Below are 18,940 nucleotides of genomic sequence, written 5' to 3'. Positions count from 1 at the left end.
GCGTAACGTATGGCTTGCTAGGGTCGACACAACGCTCGGGGCTTGCCGGCCTCAGCGATCCCGTACACAGCGCCAGTATCCAGTGAGGTGAAATGAGCACCAACCCCTTCGACGACGAGGACGGCCGCTTCTTCGTTCTGGTCAACGATGAAGAGCAGCACTCCCTGTGGCCCGCGTTCGCGGAGGTCCCGGCGGGTTGGCGCGTCGTGTTCGGCGAAGAAAGCCGGGCCGCGTGCGTCGAGTACGTCGAGAAGAACTGGACCGATATGCGTCCCAAGAGCCTGCGTGACGCCATGGCCGCCGACGACGCCGCCCGCGCCCAGTCCTGACCGGTACCTTCCGAATACTGCGCCGGGACCGCTCGCTGGGCGTCCCCGCGTGACACCGAACTCGGTGTCACGCGGCGGACGTGTCCGGCTATGATGGTCGCTGCCCTCCGGGGCACATCAGTACCCGCCTCCTTAGCTCAGTGGTAGAGCACCGCTCTTGTAAAGCGAAGGTCGTCAGTTCAATCCTGACAGGGGGCTCCGAGAAACCCGACTTGTGGATCAGGTCGGGTTCTTCTATTTCTCCGCCACCTTTCACCGGCCGTGGCCAGGAGAAGAATCTCTGGTGAACACCCCCATCGGCCCCTCTACCGAGCGGTGATTCGCGCCTAGCATCCAACACCAGGCTCGACCGAATTCAGTGGCAACGGGGGGTTGCGTGCAGGTCTCACCAGAAGAACTCAGGACGGCGGCGGGGACCATCGACGAAGTCGTCGGTGATATCGGGCGTTTACCAGCCTTCGATGCGGGTGGTGGGGTGCTCGGAACGCTCGGGTCGTTCATGCAGGGCTCGCTCACCGGTCCCGAACTCGACAAACTCGAATCAGCCCGCACCAAGGCCCTGCGTGTGGTGTCCGGACGGTACAGCGAGCTCGCCAGCGTGCTGCGGCACAGCGCCGACGCCTATCGGGAAACTGATATCGACACCGCGACCCGGCTGAGTGCGCTAGGCGACCTCAACGCGGGAGTGCGCTGACATGGCGCCTACCCGTTCACAAGTCATGTACTGGAATATCGACCTCGATTACCCGGCGCGACAAGCTGATTCGATCAGCCAAGGGCTCGTCACCGCCGCGTCGAAGATGTACACGACGATCGCGGGGCTCGACTGGTCGGGCGAGGCGTACACCGCCGCCGCGACCCGCGCCGATCGCGAGCAGACCCAGATGCGCGTTCTGGCAAGCGCATTCGACGACCTGGCCGCCGCATGCCGCACCGGGCAAGCGGCGATGGCGCCGATCGTGCAGACCCTGAAGACAACCGTCCGAGACCTCGAGGCGGACAGTTTCACTGTGCACGAGCAGTGGGATGTCTCAGAAACGCTGACCAATGCCGCACCCGATGCGGTCCGTGCCAACGAAGCGGCCAATCAGACGGTGTCGTTGCAGCGTCTCGCCGCCGAGCTCGGCTGGGCGGATGAGGCATGCGCACAGGCCATCCGTACCGCTCTCACCGCGATTGCCACGCTGGCGCCCGAGTCGGCGGGCCTCAACCCGACCGCCGCCGAACGCGACCTCGCGGACTTCATGAGTGGGAAAGCTACGCCGGAGGAACTCGAGCGGTTGACCCTCGCCACCACCCTCACTGAGCAGCAGCGTGCCGACCTGCTCGCTGGGCGACCGGTGGATCTACCCCAAGAACAGTACGATTACCTGCAGCAACTGATGCGCTCGATGGAGGGCAAGAGCGTCGAACAGATCGCGGCGATCGGTGCGGGGTTGCCCGAGGACCAGCAGAACACCGTCAGCGCCGGTGTCGCCAACGCACTGCAGCTCATGTCGAACCCACAGGTCACCACAATGGGCATGGTGGGTGATACCGCTCATGTTGCCGATCGCGGCGGCATGACCCAGCTGCCGGCCCCGATCCGCACACTGCTCACCGAGAGCCCGCTGCAGAAGGGCAAACCGGGCGATTCCGGCCACGGCAATCCCGTCGACCTCGGCGACACCGTGCCCCGAGCCGATGATTTCACCACGCTCGCCGAGTTGATGAACCGCGGCGACGACGGTCTCGCACAAGGCAGCGATCTGGACCGGGGTGTTCTGAAACAGGCGGCGGAAATCGTGGGCGGGGCAAACACCGTCGGCGAAACCGGAATCACCGCTGACAATCCGGACAAGCTCGCCAGTCGGATGCTGGAGGCGGCATCGGGCGACCATCAGGCGGTTCACGACTTCCTGACCGGCGACAATATGTCCGCAACTGTGTCTCCGGGGCAGACTTACGATGCACAACAGCACATCGGCGCATTGCTCGACAACAACTGGGCGGGCCAAGAACAGGGACTCACCGCCGTGTTGCAGGGCATCGATGCGCATGCGATGTCGGATGACCAGCATCTGAATTCGCAAGCGGGGGCCTCGGCCGGGGAAATTGCCGAATACATCGGCTCCCACAAGGATCAGCTGCTGCATATAGACGGCAGTGTGGAGTCGATCGGCTCGGCGAATCCCAAGATTACCGGGGCGCTCGGCGATCTGATGTCGAACTACATCCCGAATATGGTCGGCGTCCGACCCGAACTACTGCAGACCGGTGGATTCAGTGCACTCGGTCAGGATCAGGTGAACAATATCTTCGCGGTGATGGATTCCAATCCCCAAACGGCCGTGAATTTCAACACCTCGGCCTATGCTGCGATTTCGCAGCTGAATCAGCAGTTCGGGCTGAGCGGTGGCCAGGACTCGGCGCTTGGCATGTGGGCAGGCAAGATCGATCAGGGAGCCCAGGTCGGGATGCAACTCGAGTTGGACACCCGTATCAAGGACCAGGCCGAGGCGCTCAAGGAAAAGCAGGCGTTGTTCGATTCTGTGCGTGAGGGCACCGCCTTTGCGGGCAAGCGATTGCCGATTATCGGCGACGACAGTACCGAATTGGCATGGAAGATGACTTCTCCCCACGTGCGTTCGTGGCTCCTCGGATCGGTGCCCGAGATCGGACCACAAGCCGACATCAGCGCGGAGGGGAACTCGTCCGAGCGCTACTACAACGTGTTGCAGGGGATGTCGCTCGCATCCGGACAACCGGACTATCGTAACGACCCCGACGTCGGACAATTCTTCGATCCGGCAACAGGGAAACTGAAGTCGTACGAGGATATCGGCCGGATGAACGGAGATTCCCCCGAGACGAATTTGGTCGAGTTCAATGGTGCGATGATGCGTTTTCTCCCCGGTCTCGTACAGTACGAAGCTCAGTGGGACAACGGGAAGGATCCCCGCGAGAGCGGGACGCGGTAATGGGGTGGGCGCGAGTGTGGGGCGCCGCCGCGGTAGTTCTCGTCGGTACGTGCGCCGGCTGTTCACCGAAGGATGCGGAGCCTTACCGATTGCCCGAGTATCTTCATGTCAGTTTTCGCTGGTCGGCAGATCCGGGTATCGAGGTGCGGTCCGCACCCGCTGCAGTTGTCCGGGGATTCGTTGAATCGTCGTTTGTCGCATGGGCGACCAATACAACCTTCCTGCACGAAGGTGTTGCCGACACAACGTATCCGGGATTTCGGGTATTTTTCGATAATGCCGAGACCAGCAGGACTTTGTATTTCGGAAAGTTCGGACATGAAGTCATCGCCGCTGATCGACCAGCTTTCGGGACAATGTACGCGCATTTCGTCGACCTCGATCAGCAACCCGACGGTGGTTGGCGTGCGGGGGTCTGTACCTGGGCCGACGCGGTGGTGACTCAGCGGGGGCCCCGCGAATTTCAGCCGTTCGGTGCGAACGCCCTCAATCCACACTGGACAACGCTCGACTTCAGGCGGGCTACCGACAGGCCAGTGGCGGTGCCGACGCTGTCCGGGCCTGCGCGATACCCCACCGACGACGTTTTCGAAGGATGGGTGCTGCGCGACACCACCATCACCGAGAAGTGGTCCACGCGCGCGAGCAGCGACCCTTGCGCCACAGTTGAGAATCCAGTGCCTCCGGAGCTGCGCAACCCGCAACCCTTCAGGCAACCTGCGGCGCTTCCAGAATTGCCACCCGAACCAGGATGGCCTGAGTAACAGGCGGATTCGGGGAGCTCGCGCTGGATCCTCTCACTTCGGGAGGGAACGCATTACTTCTACACTGCCGTCGGGCCGACCTTCTGATTACTCTGAAACGGTTAGTTCGTCCTGATTCATCGGTGCGGTAGCAACGGGATGGAGGATCGGCGTGGCTGTTTACGAGGTGGGGCATCGGTCGGCTGTGGTGAGTGGGGCGGGGTCGGGGATCGGACGGGCGGTGGCGCTCGGGCTGGCGGGGAACGGGGCGTCGGTGGTGGTGTTCGATCTGAACGAGGGGGCGGCGCGGGAGGTTGCCGACGAGATCGTGGTGAACGGGGGGACTGCGGTGGCGCTGGCCGGGGATGCGGCTGATCCGGGGGACGTGGCAAGGAGTGTGGCGGCCGCGCAGGAGATGTTGCCGTTGGGGATCGCTGTGAACAATGCGGGGATCACGGGGGAGCGCAACGCGATCGGTGATTATTCGATCGAGGGGTGGCGCAAGGTGATGGCGGTGAATCTCGATTCCGTGTTCTACGGAATGCGCGAGCAATTGCCGGTGCTCGCGGCCAACGGTGGCGGGGCGATCGTGAATATGGCGTCGATCCTCGCCAGTGTCGGAAATCCCGAATACGCCGGATATGTCACCGCCAAGCACGCGCTGCTCGGTCTGACGAAGAACGGTGCCCTCGAATACGCCAGGCAGAATGTCCGCGTGAACGCCGTCGGACCCGGCTACATCCGCACCCCGCTCCTGGCCGACGATCCCGAAACCACCAAGTTCCTGGAAGACAAGCACCCGATCGGCCGCCTCGGTACGCCGGAAGAGGTCGCCAACCTGGTCCTGTTCCTCGCCAGCGACGCCGCCAGTTTCATCACCGGCAGCTATCACCTCGTAGACGGTGGCTACACCGCGCAGTGAAAGAGTCTGCCTACCAAGCCGACTGGTTTTGGTCGGCGGCCGCTCGGGCGATGAGGTTTTGGAGCTCTTTGTTCAAGCGGTCGGAGGTCAGGGGGTGGGCTGAGACTCGGGTCGCGTCTCGAAGGAGATAGCGGCCGTCGTCGGTGTAGTCGATGACCTGGAGTGTTGTGCCACCTTCTTGCCAGCCGTCCAGGGCGGGACCCTTGTCGACGCGGAATTCGGCGTAGGTGCGGAACGGGCGTTTGAGGAACGCCAGGGCGTGTTCGGCCGGAGTCCGACGGGTGGCGTAAGGGTCTGGGGTGGTGGTGAATTCGTCGCGGTGCAGGTCGAAACCCTGGCTTGTGCCCGGCGGAACCGTCGGCAGGATGGAGATCAGCCGCTGGGTCACGGCGTGGGCGGGGCGCAGGTAGATGAGGATGTTGGCGCCCTGGCCGTATTCGGGGCCGGGGAGTTGAGCCGCGACGGTGCCGATGGTTGACTCGGTTGTCGCACACGCTCGGACCATGCGGGTCCGGCCGTCGAAACGGTGACCGAACAATTCGATGCGGATCTCCGGATGCGCCAAGGCGTGCAGGGCGTGGTACAGCGACTCGTCGTCGCCGATCTTGGCGATCAGGGAGTCGGCGGCGATCCGGCATTCACGGTCGAACTCGGCCTGCGTTTCCACACCTGCGGTGAAGGTCAGCGGCCACGGCATGCGGTCGCGGCCGAGAGTTTCCCAGGCGACCCAGAATTCGAACTGGGTGAGCTCCCAGTTGTCGGTCATGCGTCGCCACCGATGACCGGCGGGACATGCGCCCGGTCCGGACCGAGCAGTTCCTCGTGCACGCCGCGCAGATAGTCGGGAGCTCCGTGTTCGTTCTCGTCGTCCTTGCCACCGCGCGCGCCCGGTGCGCCCATGCCGCCCATGCCGGGCATCCCCGCCCGGCCCGCCGACCCGCCTGCGGACGCGGCGAGCTTCTGGCCTGCTCCGGCGCCGGGGGCGGCACCGCCTGCGCCGGGGAGCGAGCTGCCCGCGCCGGGAACGCTCGGGCTTCCGCCGCCCGCACCTGCACCCGCACCTGCGCCGCCGCCTGAGCCCAGGCCGTTCGGGGTGGTGCCTGCTGGCGTGGTTGCGGCTGGGTTCGTCGCCGGGGTGGAGGCCGGTGTGGTGTCCTCGGGTGTCGTGGCGGCGGGTTCCTCCGTCGACGATGAGGAATCGTCGCCGCTGTCCTCGTCGTCGCCCGGTTCGGTCGTTGTCGGGTCTTCCGGCTCGGTGGTCGTGTTTGCCGGGCTCGTACCCGGGGTTCCACCGGTGTTGCTGTTGTCGCCGTTGGTGATTCCGCTGCCGGGGCCGTCGCCGGGATCGCCGTTCCCCGGGTTGTCCTGCTGCGGTTTGGACGGTCCCGGCACCTTGGGGACCTGGGTGTCGGACTGCTGGGCAACCGGCTGGTAGACGGTTCGCATGACCTCACGGGCGGCGGCCTGCGCGGCTTCCGCCCGGCCGGCGCTTGCGCTATCGATGACCTTCCCGGTGGCGGGCGAGAGAACGGACACCAGGATTCCCAATTTGCTGTCGCCCTGGTCGTCGGACTCGTGCGGGACCGAGTACTTCACCTGCTGAAAGCCCGACCGCGCCTCGTCAATCTTGTTGGCGATCAGCTTGGCGGCCTGATCGACCTTGTGGATATCCGCGAGATACGCCTTGGTGCTGGCCAGTGCCTGAGTGGCAGCGCTACCCGCCCATCCACGCTCCATCTCCTTGCTGATGTTGTCGTGGAAGGCGGTCGCTTTGGCCGTCGTATCGTTGGCCAGCTGGGTCCAGCCTTGAATGCTTGTGCTCATCTGGCCGATGTCGATCGACTCGACGAACTGCATGATGCGGGAATGCGACATGTCGGTGAAAGTCTCCATCACCGGCGGCACGACCTGCTGGGTGTACTCACCGGAGAAACCCGAGGCCAGCGCCTGGTTCTCGCCGTAGATGCGGTTCCGCTCCTTGTTCCCGTCGGCCTGCGCGTCCAGTTCGGACTGCGCCGGCGCGATATCGGAATCGAACAGTGAGCCGACGCGATCCGTGGCCGCGCGCAGATTCGACAGTCCGGTCATAAAAGCTACGAACGGCATGGTTCCCCCAGTAGTCAGTCGAGCTTGTTGGTCTGCTGCTTGATCGCCAGTTGAGAGGCTTCGTCGCAGTTCTTGAATGCGGCACCGGCTTTGCGGTACATGTCGGCCATTTGAGTAAGGATCTCGATGTGTTGGGTTACCGCATCCAAGTATGATCCGCTTCCCGGCCCGCCCTCCGCGAGGTCGGCAAACTTCTTCGCGAGGGTACCTGCGGAATTGAGGTCGCCGAACGAGTCGGCGTCGACCATCCTTCGGGTACGCAGGGAGAGTGTCCGCAGGTCGGTGATGTAGTCCTCGCACCACTTCGCGCAACGCTCAGCAGCGTCGGATTCGATTATCAAGCGCCCGCCGGCGGCTTCACCAGCCAGTCGCTGAAATTCTTGTGCGGCAGCGTTAGTCATGGCAGTCGGCTCCTTTCGGCAGAGGGCGTCTACTGCGGGATGTAATCGATGAAGTGTGGGGCAGCATCCTCGGCAAGGACACATGGGTCGATAGTCGACTTACTGTCGACAAACTTTGTGGCGTTGATGAGCGCGCGACCTTGCTGTGTTTCCACGGCAATTTCGCACTCGACCGGAACTGCTTCGTCGCCGATTGTGAATCGCAGGGCTTTTCGGTCACCTATCGTGACATCTTTGAAGTCGTGGTAGCGATCGTTAGCGCGAATCTCTTCGATGGTGTAGACGGTGGACATGAACGAGATGAAGTGATCGCCGCCCCGCCACGCGCAGCCCTTCCACTCCGCCCGCGGGACCGAGAAAAGGTTGGTGTCCTTCGACGCCGGGTCGAGTCCCGCCGCGACCAACGCACTCTCCGGCACCCCACACGGATCGAACAACTGCTCCTTCGTCAACGGAGCCCCACTCACCTCCGGCTGCCCGTCCACACTCTGCCCACACCCGGAGAGCACGAGCGCAACGCCCACCCCCACGGCGATCCCCACCAGTCGCATCGTCTCTCCTCTTCGCACAGAACCACTCGCTCTCTTTAGACGCGCGCCGACCCATTCCGGTTCCATTGCCGACCAACCCCTCGAGTTGACGGGCCGACGCTGTCAGCCTCCCGCGGCCCGCGAGCGTTGCGGCTGGGCCGGGCGACGTAAAGCCGCTCGCCAACGTATCCACGGTGTCCATATCGGCGGCGACCGAGTTGTCGCCGTGGCGGTGCCCGTGGGTTGGCACGGGCACCAGTAGCGATCAGGCGGGGACGTTGGCTCCGTAGCCCAGGTCGCGGAGGGCGGCTTTGATCTTGGACTGGGCTTCGTCGAGGGATTCGGGCGTGGGGGAGTTGTCGGCTCCGGAGATGTCGAAGTCGCCCATGGAGTAGGCGGGGAAGACGTGGGTGTGCAGGTGGGGGACCTCGAGGCCGGCGATGAGGAGGCCTGCGCGCGGGGCCTCGAAGGCGGCGCGGACGGCCTGGCCGATCTTCTGGGCGACGGCCATCAGGCGGGCCATCACGTCGGGGTCGATGTCCTGCCACTGGTCGATCTCGGCGCGGGGCACCACGAGGGTGTGGCCCTGAGTGACGGGGGCGATGGTGAGGAAGGCGACGAATTCGTCGTCCTCCCAGACGAAGCGGCCGGGGATCTGACCTGCGATGATCGCGCTGAAAACGGATGCCATAGAGCGAGCCTAATCTGCCCTTTGGCACCCCCGCCTGCTGCCGTCGAGGGCGAGTGGTCACCTCCCGCTGTTGTCTGCCACGCCGACATCGACCTGCGACGTGCCTCTGCTCGGGTGATTCGCGGCTGGGTGTCGAGGACGTGGTCATCGGGCCGCATGAATGGTCGGGCGGGTCGTGGCGAATCGGCCCTGAGCATCGCCTGACGGGTCGAGAGTCGTGCATTAAAGTACTGGCGGCGCGATTATGGAGGGGAGATTCGCTTGCCAGATGTTGATCCTGTCTCTGGTCAGATCGAACAGCTTCAGCGCGCACTCAACGACGCGCGAGGCACAGCGACGAGCCCGGACGGAGCGCTTCGGGCCGAAGTCGGCGCCAATGGCACCTTCCACAGCCTTGAATTGACCGTTGAAGGGGAAGCGCTCACACCGCAACAGGTCGTTGCGATGGTAGTCGACCTGCATCGCCAGGCTCAGGCGCAAGCCGCTGAGGCTATGCACAAGGCGGTGGCGGCTTTGGGGAACGATCCGCGGTTGCGGGAGGGACGTCGAGCGGTCGCCGATAGTCTGGCCGCCCCGTCGGCGGAGCAGCCGCCAGCGAGTAGCCCTTCGGTGAGTAGCACGCCAATGAGTAACCGACCGGCGAACGTGGTAGAGGCACAGCAGTCTGCGCAGACACAACTGCCGCAGCAACGGAGGACAGGCCGCGCCCGCAGTCCCCGCTCAACCGACCGGGCCCGCGTAGCACGAAAACCCGATCGCGACATGGTCGTCGAACCAACCGATGTGGTCGATGAGGAAACACTGTACTTCCGCGAACGCAATCGCAATGGATGGCTCATCGACGGATGGGTGAAGCTCGAGAGTGGGGAGTAGAAGATCATGGCTGCAGTAGACCTGAGCCTGGATACAGGACGCGCGAAAGAACTCGCGACAACGCTTGGCAACGCAGAGTCGGACATGGCGACTGTGTTCGAGGGCGAGACCGGCGATGCTGGTGTCACGCTGCCTGGCACGAACATTCCTAATGTAGCGACTACCGCGCTCACCAAAGTGTCCAAGGCCTCCCGCACTCTGATCTCGGAGTACGAGGCGCTGTCGACCGGCACCTCAACCTCCGTCATCGAGTTCGAGAACCAGGACACCACCACCGCGAGCGGTATCGCCGCAAACCAGGGGGCGTTGGCATGACCACGTTGAGTCCATCGGAGCAGAAATCAGCAACTGATGCTGGTGCGTTGACAGTCGCGCAGGTCCTCGGATGGAACACCGATAGTCTCAGCACGCTGGGAAGTAGATGGACCGCGCAAGCAGTGGAGCTGACGACATTCGACGACGCGAAAGCCCGGGCGGTCGACGCGAGCCACGACTACTGGACCGGTACCGCGGGCGACGCGATGCGGACCAAACACGAAGAAGTCCGCGCCACGACCAAGACCCTCATCGTGGCGCTGCAAGATGGTGCCACGGCCGCGCGACAGGGCGAGACCAGCTTGACCACGGCGAAAACCGCTGTGAGGAACGCCGTGGATACCGCGAAGTCCAATGGATACGAAGTCGCCGATGACGGCACCGTCACAATATCGACGACTACCCACCAGACCTTGCTCGCTCAACTCCCCGACGCGTCGTCGTATTCCGTTGCGGCTGGCGCGCTGCAGGTCGATGCTGATGCGTCCACAGTTGCAATCAAGAATGCGTTGGAGAACGCCCGCACGGCAGCTGTCGCGGTCGAGACGGCGCTCCAGAAGGCGTTCGCAAGTCTGACTGAAGGCGACTCTCCCACCACGCTCCTAGCCGGGAACCCCCAGAATGTCTCCGACCCAGAGGTCCTGGCGCCAGGACCGACCTCGGCTGGTCAGCAGATCGTCGACGCCAAGTACGACTATTATAAGGCGCTGATCGAACGAAATGGGGGAACTTTCGACGAGGGGGTTGATCAGAAGAATTTGCTTGCCATTCGAAAGGAGACGAATACTGCCGCGAACGGCGGAAACGGGGTTTACGACGACAAGGCAGTTCTACTCTGGGTTGACGAACGTGGAGTAAAGCACGTCAGCGAGTACAAAGCCAACACGGATCCGACGAATAGATACATCGACACAGATGAGGCGGTTGATGTGAACGGGGACGGCAAGAAGGAGCTCGGCCGACTCCCCGCCGGGTCCTATGAATACGGGCACAATTGGTTCAAGAACAAGCATGACAGCGTCGGTGACGGAAACGTATTCAAGATGCCGGAGGGTTCGAAAGCGGAAGCGGAGTACGACACCGATCACGACGGGTTGTTCAATGAGAACGTCCGTGCTGGGGGTGGCGAAACTATGTACTGGCATTGCGGGAGGGAGGAAGGGGCGGGGGAGAAGGAGGGCGTCGCCAGCGCGGGGTGTCAGACAATGCCGCCCGACGATTGGAGCCGATTCACCTCCGATATGGGAGTCTCGGTCAATGATAAATTCACGGGCGAACAGACACCTCTACGTTACACACTGGTGAATGAGAACTCGGCGAACGGAAATACGGAGTATCGGCATAACGATGGAACAGTCTGAGCGCCGGCGGCCACCCTTGCCGATGGTTTGGAAAATACCGATGGCGGTGGCCACGGTCGCAACGCTCGCTAGCTGCGCCTGGTTGTTGTGGGCGTGCTGCAGGGTTTTCGATGATGACGAGGTCAGGTTTTGGGCAGGGGCGGCCGCTGTCGTTCCGATCATGGTGTGGCTCGTGTCGACGATCATTTCTGCCATACGGTATTCGGGGTGGTGGCGCTGGAGTTTGGTTCTGCCGTTGTGCGTGATCATCACCGTGTTGCTGACCGAGTTCTATGTACCTGGTCGAATCGGCTGGCAGATGTCGCGAGGTGATATGGAGCGTGCCGCAGCCGAATGTGAAAGATTGGGCGCCCAGTACAGGAATGCGACATCCGGCGATCCTGCCGCGCTGATCGGGCAGTACGAATTCCATCGTATAGAAGACGGGCCTGATGGAGAATGCGAATTCCATTTTCCGAAGGGCTATCAGGGTGTTGGCAACGGGTTTGTTTATATCCCCTCCGGCCGAAATCCGGACGGAATCGGCAGTGGTGATACAAATTATGTCCACTTGGGTGGACACTGGTATTACTACAAGTGACTCACACGGCGACGTAGTGGGACAGGATGCCCTGTACCTCGTAGATGTCGACCTGGCGGTTGAATCGCTGCTTGACCGGTTCGTGGCTGCCGCTGAGCCAGATGTAGAGCTCGGCGTCGAGGTCGAAGGTGCCTGCTGTTTCGACGGCGAAGTGGGTGATCGAGCGGTACGGGATGCTGTGGTAGCTCACCTTGCGGCCGGTGACGCCCTGTTTGTCGATCATGATGAGGCGCCGGTTGGTGAACAGCATGGCGTCGCGGACCAGCAGGTAGGCGGCGTACACCTGCTCGCCCTGGCCGAACAGTTTGGCGTATTCCTGCTGGGCGGCGGCGGGGTCGATGCGACCCGCGTTGCCCATCATGCCGTCGAGCAATCCCACGATCGTCCCCCGCTTCCGCTGTTGGATCCATTGTGGCCCAAGCCGACCCGATACGGCCAGGGTGAACCGTGGTCGACGGGCAGATGTCGGGATCAGGGGGTCGCGCGTGTGCGCGCGGCGGCGCGACTAATCTGTTCCGGTGCGCGTACTCGTCATCGGTTCCGGAGCCCGTGAACATGCCCTCGTCCTGGCGCTGCGCCGGGATCCGTCGGTGACGGCGGTGATCGCCGCCCCAGGCAATCCCGGTATCGGCCAGCAGGCCGAGCTGCGGCCGGTCGATCCCTGCTCGGCCGAGGACGTGGCCGCGCTGGCCGGTGAGGTCGCGGCCGACCTGGTGGTGATCGGGCCCGAGGTGCCGCTGGTGCTCGGTGTGGCCGACGCGGTGCGCGCGGCCGGGATCCCCGTGTTCGGCCCGTCGGCCGACGCGGCGCGGATCGAAGGGTCCAAGGCGTTCGCCAAGGATGTGATGGCGGCGGCGGGTGTGCGGACGGCGCACAGCGAGATCGTCGACACCCCGGCCGACCTGGATGCCGCGCTCGACCGTTTCGGCCCCACCTGGGTGGTCAAGGACGACGGCCTGGCCGCCGGCAAGGGTGTGGTGGTGACCGCCGATCGCCGGGCCGCCCGCGATCACGGTGCCGAGCTGCTCGAGCAGGGTCATCCGGTGCTGCTCGAGTCGTTCCTCGACGGGCCGGAGGTTTCGCTGTTCTGCCTGGTCGACGGCGAGACCGTGGTGCCGCTGCTGCCCGCGCAGGACCACAAGCGCGTCGGTGACGGCGACGCGGGCCCCAACACCGGTGGCATGGGCGCCTACACCCCGCTGCCGTGGCTGCCCGCCGAGACGCTCACCGAGATCGTCGACGATGTCGTGAAGCCCGTTGCGGCCGAACTGGTTCGGCGCGGCAGCGGTTTCTCCGGGCTCCTGTACGCCGGTCTGGCGATCGGCACCAACGGTCCGGCCGTCGTCGAATTCAATTGCCGCTTCGGTGATCCCGAGACCCAGGCGGTGCTCGCGCTGCTCGACAGCCCGTTCGCCGAGCTGCTGCACGCCACCGCCACCGGCCGCCTCGCCGAGATCGATCCGCCGCGCTGGAAGGACGGCTCGGCCGTCACGGTCGTGCTCGCCGCCGAGAACTACCCCGCCCGTCCCCGCACCGGCGACGTGATCACCGGTGCCGAGGAAGGCGCGCTCGACGGTGACACCCTCGTCCTGCACGCGGGCACGGCCCTGCGCGAGGACAAGGCCCTGGTCTCGGCGGGTGGCCGCGTCCTCAATGTCGTCGGCATCGGCGAGGACCTGGCCGAGGCCCGCGAACGCGCCTACGCCCGTCTTGCCAAGATCAAGCTTCCCGGCAGCCATTTCCGCACCGATATCGGCGCCACCGAGGTCGTCGTCCCGGAACGGAAGCGGTAGCCGGTCAGGTCAGGCTGAGGCCGTGCAGGGCCAGCCAGGCCTGGGGGTCCACGTGCTGGCCGTTCTGGACGATCTCGAAGTGCAGATGGGGGCCGGTGGAGTCGCCGCGGTTGCCGATGCGGGCGATCTGCATGCCCGCGGGGACGCGTTCGCCCGGGGAGACGAAGAAGTCGTACATGTGGCCGTAGATGCTGATGGTTCCGTCGTCGTGGCGGATGCGGACCCACAGGCCGAAGCCCTGGGCGGGGCCCGCCTCGACGACGGTGCCGTCGGCGACGGCGTAGATGGGGCTGCCGATGGGTCCCGCGATGTCGATGCCGCGATGCATGGTGCCCCAGCGTGAGCCGAAACCGGATGTGAACAGCCCCTTGGCGGGCAGGCTGAAACCGCCGGTCGACGGGGTGCTCGCACCGGGAACCATGACGCCGGGCACCACGGGGGCGCGTTCGCCCATCCAGTCCTGCCACTGGCCCGACGACGCGGCCGCCGCCTCGGCTTTGGCGCGTTCCAGGGTGGCCCGGGCCGCCGCGGCGACCACCGCGGCCTCGCGGCGCTTCTCGCCGTTGTCGATGGCGACGAGCAGGCGGCGCACCGACTGCGGGTTGGGTGGGATCTGCGGGGGATAGGCGATGGCGACCCGCTGGGCCTCACCCGGTGCGAGCGGCCGGTCGACGAGCCCGCTGAACTGCCCGTCCGAAGCCGCGAGCACCGCGACCACCGCGACGCCCGCGATGAGCACACGCCGCTCGACGAGCACCGCACGCACCCGCTCGCTGCTCGGCCTGCGCGACCACAGTTCCGTCGCCCGCCGAGAAGGCCGCTCCCAGAACACTTTCCGAATGTCACCACGGCGCAGGTCAGCCGCGATATCCCCGAGCGCCGGATGCTTGCCGGCCCACGCCGACACCCGATCACGCACCGGCACCTGTGCAGGTAGATGCTCACGCCAATTCGCCCGGAGCACAAGACCGTTCATGGTCGAACGGCGAGTATGTAAGGTACCCGACCTGTTCGGTGTGACAGCCCCCATTTCATCGCTGTCCGACTCGGCACCGCCGTCCGAGCCCGCCCTCGGCCGTGCGGCGTGGCCCGCCGTCGGGACGACATCGCCGTTCGCCCTTGTCCCGCGTGGCGTGGAATCACCGTTCGCCTGCACGTCGCAGGCCTCGATCCCGTGCGCCTCCTCGGTGGTGTTCGCATCGGCGGACGCGGTGTCGCGATCGACCATCGCTCCGGGCACGGCATCGGCGACGACTCCTCGCCCCGCATCGGCAGGCTCGCGCACCCCACCCGACGCGAGTCCGTCCACCTCGGTCCGCCTCATACCGCCCCCACGACCCTGTCCCGGCGCCACGCTTCCAGTGGCGTCGGTGCCTGCGTATTCGCTGTCGGAGCCATTGTGCCGACCATATCTGTGCAGGCGCGCGATCGGGTGATCTACCGTCTCTCGGGTGTCCACAGAATCGCTACGGTCGACCATTCCTCCCTTCTACGTGATGGACGTGTGGAAGGCGGCCGCCGAACGGGCCAGGTCGCACGGTGACGTGCTGGTACTCGCGGCGGGGCAGCCGTCGACGCAGGCGCCCGCGCCGGTGCTGCGGGCGACACGTGCGGCGATCGACCACGAGCTGCTCGGGTACACCGAGACGTTCGGGATCCTGCCGCTACGCGAGGCCATCGCGGGCCATCACAGCGAGACCTACGGCTACGACGTGCACCCCGACGAGGTGGTGGTGACCACCGGATCGTCGGGCGCGTTCACGCTGATCTTCCTCGCCGCCTTCGACGTGGGCGACACCGTCGTGGTCGCCCGGCCGGGCTACCCGGCCTACCGCAACACGCTCACCGCCCTCGGTTGCCGGGTCGTCGAGCTGGACTGCGGCCCGCAGACCCGCTTCCAGCCGACGGTGGCGATGCTCGAGGCACTACCCGAACCGCCTGCGGGGCTGGTGCTGGCGAGCCCGGCGAATCCGACCGGAACCATGATCGACCCGGCGGAGCTGGCCGCCATCGCTTGTTGGTGCGAAACGCACGGCACGCTGCTGATCTCCGACGAGATCTATCACGGCATCACCTACGCGGGCGCGAGCACGCCGACCTCCTCGGCGTGGGAGTTCTCCCGCGACGCGGTGGTGATCGGGTCGGTGTCGAAGTACTTCTCGATGACCGGGTGGCGGCTGGGCTGGATGCTCGCGCCCGCGCACCTGCGCCCCGCGTTGCAGCGGCTGGCGTCGAACATGACGGTGTGCCCGCCCGCGATCTCGCAGTACGCGGCGGTGCACGCCTTCGGGCCCGAGGCCAAGGACGAACTCGACGGGCACGTGCGCCGGTACGCGACCAATCGGGCGTTGCTGCTCGAGGGTTTGCCCGCGCTCGGCATCACCGATCTGGCGCCCGCCGACGGTGCCTTCTACGCCTACGCGGATATCGGTCATTTGACCAGTAATTCACTGGAGTGGTGCGCACGGGTTCTCGCCGAAACCGGAGTGGCGGTGGCACCGGGACTCGACTTCGATACCGAGCGCGGTCTTCGCACGATTCGCTTTTCCTTCGCAGGCGCCACAAACGACATTTCCGCAGCGCTGGACCGGTTGTCAACGGTGATGTCCCCCAACAACTTTCCCTAGTACGAACACATCGGTGCCGGGATACGGTAAAACTCAGATATCCCGAATTCCCAGCGTTTCCCCGATGACGATTGCGCACGGTTGAACTGATGATGACTGGCACGATGGCACGGTGACCACCGCGACGACTCCGAAAGGCGAACGACGTCGCCAGACTCTGGTGGCGGCGGCGGCTGAACTGTTGCTCGAAGGCGGCTTCGACGCCGTGCGACATCGTTCGGTGGCCTCGAGAGCCGATCTTCCCCTCGCGTCCACCACCTACTACTTCGCCTCACTGGAAGATCTGATCGCCAGCGCCGTCGAGTTCAGCGGCGCCCGTGAACTCGACGCGATGCGCCGCCGCGTCGGCGACGTGAGCCACCGCCGACGCGGCACCGAGGCGACCGTCGATCTGGTGCTCGACCTGCTGGTCGGCCCCGACGACAGCGATCTCGACGCCCGTGGGCAACTGATCGCCCGCTACGAGCGGTCGGTCGCCTCCGCGCGGCATCCTGAGCTGCGCGAGGTGCAGCTACGACTACGCACCCAGCTCGAAGACCTGCTCGCCGACGTGTTGCGCCGCTCCGACCGGGTGGTGCGCCCCGAGCAGTTACGCAGGCTCGTCGCCGTCGTCGACGGTGCCGTCGTCGCCGCGCTGATCGAGGGACACCCCGAGCCGCGCCGCCCCGCCCGAGCCGGATTGCTCGAGATGATCGACATCGTGGCCCCGCCCGTGGTGCCCAACATGATGCCCCAGCAGGGCGAACGGGTCAGGCAACTAGACTGAGTGCTCGTGAGCCTCGTCCCGAATGTCCTCGCCACCCGATACGCCAGCCCGGAGCTCGTCGCGCTCTGGTCGCCCGAGAACAAGATCGTGCTCGAGCGCAAGCTGTGGCTCGAGGTGCTGCGCGCCCAGTCGCAGCTCGGGATCGACGTTCCCGCAGGGGTGGTCGAGGACTACGAGCGGGTCATCGATCACGTGGACCTGGCCTCGATCGCCGAGCGCGAGCGGGTCACCCGCCACGATGTGAAGGCCCGCATCGAGGAGTTCAACGCGCTGGCCGGGCACGAGCACGTGCACAAGGGCATGACCAGCCGCGACCTCACCGAGAACGTGGAGCAGCTGCAGATCCGGCTCTCGCTCGAGCACGTCTACGACCACGGTGTCGCCATCGCCGCGCGGCTCGGTGAGCGGGCCGCCGAGTATCAGGCGCTGGTGATGGCGGGCCGCTCGCACAATGTCGCGGCGCAGGCCACCACGCTCGGCAAGCGTTTCGCTTCGGCCGCCGACGAGGTGCTCGTCGCGCTCACCCGGCTGCGTGAGCTGATCGACCGCTACCCGCTGCGCGGCATCAAGGGCCCGATGGGCACCGCCCAGGACATGCTCGACCTGCTCGACGGTGACGCGGGCAAGCTCGCCGCCCTCGAGCAGCAGGTGGCGACCCACCTCGGTTTCAAGAACGTCTTCACCAGCGTGGGCCAGGTGTACCCGCGCTCGCTCGACCACGACGTGCTCTCGGCGCTGGTGCAGCTGGGTGCCGGGCCGTCGTCGTTCGCGCACACGATCCGCCTGATGGCGGGCCACGAGCTGGTCACCGAAGGGTTCCAGCCGGGTCAGGTCGGGTCCTCGGCCATGCCACACAAGATGAACACCCGCTCCTGTGAGCGGGTGAACGGTCTGCAGGTGGTGCTGCGCGGCTACGGCTCGATGGCCGCGGAGCTGGCGGGCGCGCAGTGGAACGAGGGCGACGTGTTCTGCTCGGTGGTGCGTCGCGTCGCACTGCCCGATGCCTTCTTCGCCATCGACGGGCAGATGGAGACGTTCCTGACCGTGCTCGCCGAGTTCGGTGCCTACCCGGCGGTGGTGTCGCGCGAGCTCGACCGGTACCTGCCGTTCCTGGCCACCACCCGCATCCTGATGGCGGCGGTGCGCGCCGGTGTCGGCCGCGAGACCGCGCACGAGGTCATCAAGGAGCACGCGGTGGCCGTCGCCCTCGCCATGCGTGAGCAGGGGCGCGAACCCGATCTGCTCGACCGGCTCGCCGCCGACGACCGGATGCCGCTCGACCGTGCCGCCCTCGACGCGGCGCTGGCCGACAAGTCCGCGTTCATCGGCGCGGCCACCGATCAGGTGTCCGAGGTGATCGCCCAGGTGCAGAAGCTGGTCGAGGCCAACCCGGAGGCCGCGCGGTACACGCCCTCGCCGATTCTGTAGAGCCGTGCGCATGAGCCCGCCCCTGCCCGCCCTGCGGCGGCGGTGGCGGGCTCTCGTGCGTTTTCGATACCGTGCGCGGATGAATCCGTACACGATCTTCGCCGACATCGTCGCCGGTCGGGCGCCTGCTTCCAAGGTGTACGAGGACGATGATGTCCTGGCGTTCATGGATATTCGTCCCGTGACGCCCGGCCATGTGCTCGTGGTGCCCAAGGTGGCCGCGCCGAGCCTTGCCGAACTCGATCCGGAGTTGGGCGGCAAGCTGTTTCAGGTGGGGCAGCGGATCGCGGCGGCTCTGCGTGACAGCGAGGTGGCCGCCGACGGCGTGAATTTCTTTCTCGCCGACGGGGTTACGGCCGGCCAAGAGGTATTCCACGTGCACCTGCACGTCATTCCGCGCACGCCCGGCGACGGCTTCGGGCTGCGCGCGCGACCCACCTCGCCCGCCCGCGCCGATCTGGACTACCTCGCGGGCTCGATCCGGGGCGCTCTTACCCGCTGACCTGCGATTTCGG

20 protein-coding genes, 1 tRNA gene and 1 pseudogene are annotated in these 18,940 nt (G+C 65.5%); 15 read left to right on the top strand and 7 right to left on the bottom strand.

Annotation, left to right across the window (positions count from 1 at the left end; all coding sequences use genetic code 11):
- Positions 1-92: 92 nt before the first annotated feature.
- The 6 genes from LDL21_RS20100 to LDL21_RS20075 all read left to right on the top strand — a co-directional run bounded on the left by LDL21_RS20100 (position 93) and on the right by LDL21_RS20075 (position 4,954).
- A complete protein-coding gene (locus LDL21_RS20100; protein WP_022565839.1) occupies positions 93-329 on the top strand; it encodes an MbtH family protein in 237 nt (78 codons plus the stop codon).
- A 126-nt stretch (positions 330-455) separates the two neighbouring features.
- Positions 456-527 (top strand) — tRNA-Thr (locus LDL21_RS20095).
- 178 nt (positions 528-705) lie between these two features.
- Positions 706-1,023, top strand: a complete 318-nt coding sequence (locus tag LDL21_RS20090; protein WP_225281316.1) for a type VII secretion target — start codon at positions 706-708, stop codon at positions 1,021-1,023.
- 25 nt (positions 1,024-1,048) lie between these two features.
- Positions 1,049-3,289, top strand: coding sequence for a TPR repeat domain-containing protein (locus LDL21_RS20085; protein WP_225281315.1), 2,241 nt, complete (start codon positions 1,049-1,051; stop codon positions 3,287-3,289).
- 89 nt (positions 3,290-3,378) lie between these two features.
- Positions 3,379-4,053 (top strand): hypothetical protein, encoded by a 675-nt coding sequence (locus tag LDL21_RS20080; protein ID WP_225281314.1) that lies wholly within the window; start codon positions 3,379-3,381, stop codon positions 4,051-4,053.
- 151 nt (positions 4,054-4,204) lie between these two features.
- Positions 4,205-4,954, top strand: coding sequence for an SDR family NAD(P)-dependent oxidoreductase (locus LDL21_RS20075; protein ID WP_067640737.1), 750 nt, complete (start codon positions 4,205-4,207; stop codon positions 4,952-4,954).
- 10 nt (positions 4,955-4,964) lie between these two features.
- Here LDL21_RS20075 and LDL21_RS20070 read toward each other — a convergent pair whose 3' ends face one another.
- The 5 genes from LDL21_RS20070 to LDL21_RS20050 form a co-directional block, all read right to left on the bottom strand.
- Positions 4,965-5,720, bottom strand: coding sequence for an ESX secretion-associated protein EspG (locus LDL21_RS20070; RefSeq protein ID WP_225281313.1), 756 nt, complete (start codon positions 5,718-5,720; stop codon positions 4,965-4,967).
- The gene (locus tag LDL21_RS29970) at positions 5,717-7,042 is read right to left on the bottom strand and encodes a PPE domain-containing protein (protein ID WP_305082686.1); all 1,326 of its coding nucleotides are present in this window, start codon (positions 7,040-7,042) and stop codon (positions 5,717-5,719) included. The genes LDL21_RS20070 and LDL21_RS29970 overlap by 4 nt, the downstream gene beginning before the upstream one ends.
- A gap of 32 nt (positions 7,043-7,074) precedes the next feature.
- Positions 7,075-7,461 (bottom strand): hypothetical protein, encoded by a 387-nt coding sequence (locus LDL21_RS20060; RefSeq protein WP_225281312.1) that lies wholly within the window; start codon positions 7,459-7,461, stop codon positions 7,075-7,077.
- 29 nt (positions 7,462-7,490) lie between these two features.
- Complete coding sequence (locus tag LDL21_RS20055; RefSeq protein WP_225281311.1) at positions 7,491-8,012, bottom strand: DUF3558 domain-containing protein; 522 nt, start codon at positions 8,010-8,012, stop codon at positions 7,491-7,493.
- Between the two features lie 244 nt (positions 8,013-8,256).
- Entirely contained in the window at positions 8,257-8,682 is a 426-nt protein-coding gene (locus LDL21_RS20050) for an HIT family protein (protein WP_067492298.1), read from the bottom strand.
- 261 nt (positions 8,683-8,943) lie between these two features.
- Here LDL21_RS20050 and LDL21_RS30220 point away from each other — a divergent pair.
- The 4 genes and pseudogenes from LDL21_RS30220 to LDL21_RS20030 form a co-directional block, all read left to right on the top strand.
- Positions 8,944-9,138: pseudogene (locus tag LDL21_RS30220) on the top strand (hypothetical protein); the annotation flags it as partial.
- A 423-nt stretch (positions 9,139-9,561) separates the two neighbouring features.
- The gene (locus LDL21_RS20040) at positions 9,562-9,870 is read left to right on the top strand and encodes a hypothetical protein (RefSeq protein WP_225281310.1); all 309 of its coding nucleotides are present in this window, start codon (positions 9,562-9,564) and stop codon (positions 9,868-9,870) included.
- Positions 9,867-11,231, top strand: a complete 1,365-nt coding sequence (locus LDL21_RS20035) for a WXG100 family type VII secretion target (RefSeq protein WP_225281309.1) — start codon at positions 9,867-9,869, stop codon at positions 11,229-11,231. Before LDL21_RS20040 ends, LDL21_RS20035 begins: the two co-directional genes overlap by 4 nt.
- Positions 11,218-11,811: a hypothetical protein gene (locus LDL21_RS20030; protein ID WP_225281308.1), complete on the top strand. Its 594-nt coding sequence runs from the start codon at positions 11,218-11,220 to the stop codon at positions 11,809-11,811. Before LDL21_RS20035 ends, LDL21_RS20030 begins: the two co-directional genes overlap by 14 nt.
- A gap of 1 nt (position 11,812) precedes the next feature.
- Here LDL21_RS20030 and LDL21_RS20025 read toward each other — a convergent pair whose 3' ends face one another.
- Positions 11,813-12,190, bottom strand: a complete 378-nt coding sequence (locus tag LDL21_RS20025) for a PH domain-containing protein (RefSeq protein ID WP_372462209.1) — start codon at positions 12,188-12,190, stop codon at positions 11,813-11,815.
- A gap of 139 nt (positions 12,191-12,329) precedes the next feature.
- Between LDL21_RS20025 and purD the strand changes: the two genes are divergently transcribed.
- Positions 12,330-13,604, top strand: coding sequence for a phosphoribosylamine--glycine ligase (gene purD, locus LDL21_RS20020; RefSeq protein ID WP_225281307.1), 1,275 nt, complete (start codon positions 12,330-12,332; stop codon positions 13,602-13,604).
- A 4-nt stretch (positions 13,605-13,608) separates the two neighbouring features.
- On the opposite strand, the gene LDL21_RS30250 is transcribed toward purD, so the two are convergent.
- Positions 13,609-14,445 carry a M23 family metallopeptidase gene (locus tag LDL21_RS30250; protein ID WP_443678050.1) on the bottom strand — a complete coding sequence of 279 codons (837 nt, stop codon included), beginning with the start codon at positions 14,443-14,445 and terminating at the stop codon, positions 13,609-13,611.
- A gap of 610 nt (positions 14,446-15,055) precedes the next feature.
- Between LDL21_RS30250 and LDL21_RS20010 the strand changes: the two genes are divergently transcribed.
- The 4 genes from LDL21_RS20010 (at position 15,056) to LDL21_RS19995 (ending at position 18,927) form a co-directional block, all read left to right on the top strand.
- A complete protein-coding gene (locus tag LDL21_RS20010; protein ID WP_225281306.1) occupies positions 15,056-16,231 on the top strand; it encodes a pyridoxal phosphate-dependent aminotransferase in 1,176 nt (391 codons plus the stop codon).
- A 112-nt stretch (positions 16,232-16,343) separates the two neighbouring features.
- Entirely contained in the window at positions 16,344-16,997 is a 654-nt protein-coding gene (locus LDL21_RS20005) for a TetR/AcrR family transcriptional regulator (protein WP_225281305.1), read from the top strand.
- Between the two features lie 6 nt (positions 16,998-17,003).
- Positions 17,004-18,425 (top strand): adenylosuccinate lyase, encoded by a 1,422-nt coding sequence (gene purB / locus LDL21_RS20000; RefSeq protein ID WP_181698723.1) that lies wholly within the window; start codon positions 17,004-17,006, stop codon positions 18,423-18,425.
- Between the two features lie 79 nt (positions 18,426-18,504).
- Positions 18,505-18,927, top strand: a complete 423-nt coding sequence (locus LDL21_RS19995; RefSeq protein WP_225281304.1) for an HIT family protein — start codon at positions 18,505-18,507, stop codon at positions 18,925-18,927.
- The last annotated feature ends 13 nt before the right edge of the window (positions 18,928-18,940 follow it).

It is taken from the genome of Nocardia rosealba (genome assembly GCF_020216065.1).
Lineage (GTDB): Bacteria > Actinomycetota > Actinomycetes > Mycobacteriales > Mycobacteriaceae > Nocardia > Nocardia rosealba.
Note: the sequence above shows the minus strand (reverse complement) of the source record. Positions and strands in the feature narration are given on the sequence as shown.

Coding starts and splice junctions, on each gene's coding strand:
- LDL21_RS20100 (WP_022565839.1), top strand. CDS start 93: ATGAGCACCAACCCCTTCGACGACGAGGACGGCCGCTTCTTCGTTCTG.
- LDL21_RS20085 (WP_225281315.1), top strand. CDS start 1,049: ATGTACTGGAATATCGACCTCGATTACCCGGCGCGACAAGCTGATTCG.
- LDL21_RS20070 (WP_225281313.1), bottom strand. CDS start 5,720: ATGACCGACAACTGGGAGCTCACCCAGTTCGAATTCTGGGTCGCCTGG.
- LDL21_RS29970 (WP_305082686.1), bottom strand. CDS start 7,042: ATGACCGGACTGTCGAATCTGCGCGCGGCCACGGATCGCGTCGGCTCA.
- LDL21_RS20060 (WP_225281312.1), bottom strand. CDS start 7,461: ATGACTAACGCTGCCGCACAAGAATTTCAGCGACTGGCTGGTGAAGCC.
- LDL21_RS20055 (WP_225281311.1), bottom strand. CDS start 8,012: ATGCGACTGGTGGGGATCGCCGTGGGGGTGGGCGTTGCGCTCGTGCTC.
- LDL21_RS20050 (WP_067492298.1), bottom strand. CDS start 8,682: ATGGCATCCGTTTTCAGCGCGATCATCGCAGGTCAGATCCCCGGCCGC.
- LDL21_RS20040 (WP_225281310.1), top strand. CDS start 9,562: ATGGCTGCAGTAGACCTGAGCCTGGATACAGGACGCGCGAAAGAACTC.
- LDL21_RS20035 (WP_225281309.1), top strand. CDS start 9,867: ATGACCACGTTGAGTCCATCGGAGCAGAAATCAGCAACTGATGCTGGT.
- LDL21_RS20030 (WP_225281308.1), top strand. CDS start 11,218: ATGGAACAGTCTGAGCGCCGGCGGCCACCCTTGCCGATGGTTTGGAAA.
- LDL21_RS19995 (WP_225281304.1), top strand. CDS start 18,505: ATGAATCCGTACACGATCTTCGCCGACATCGTCGCCGGTCGGGCGCCT.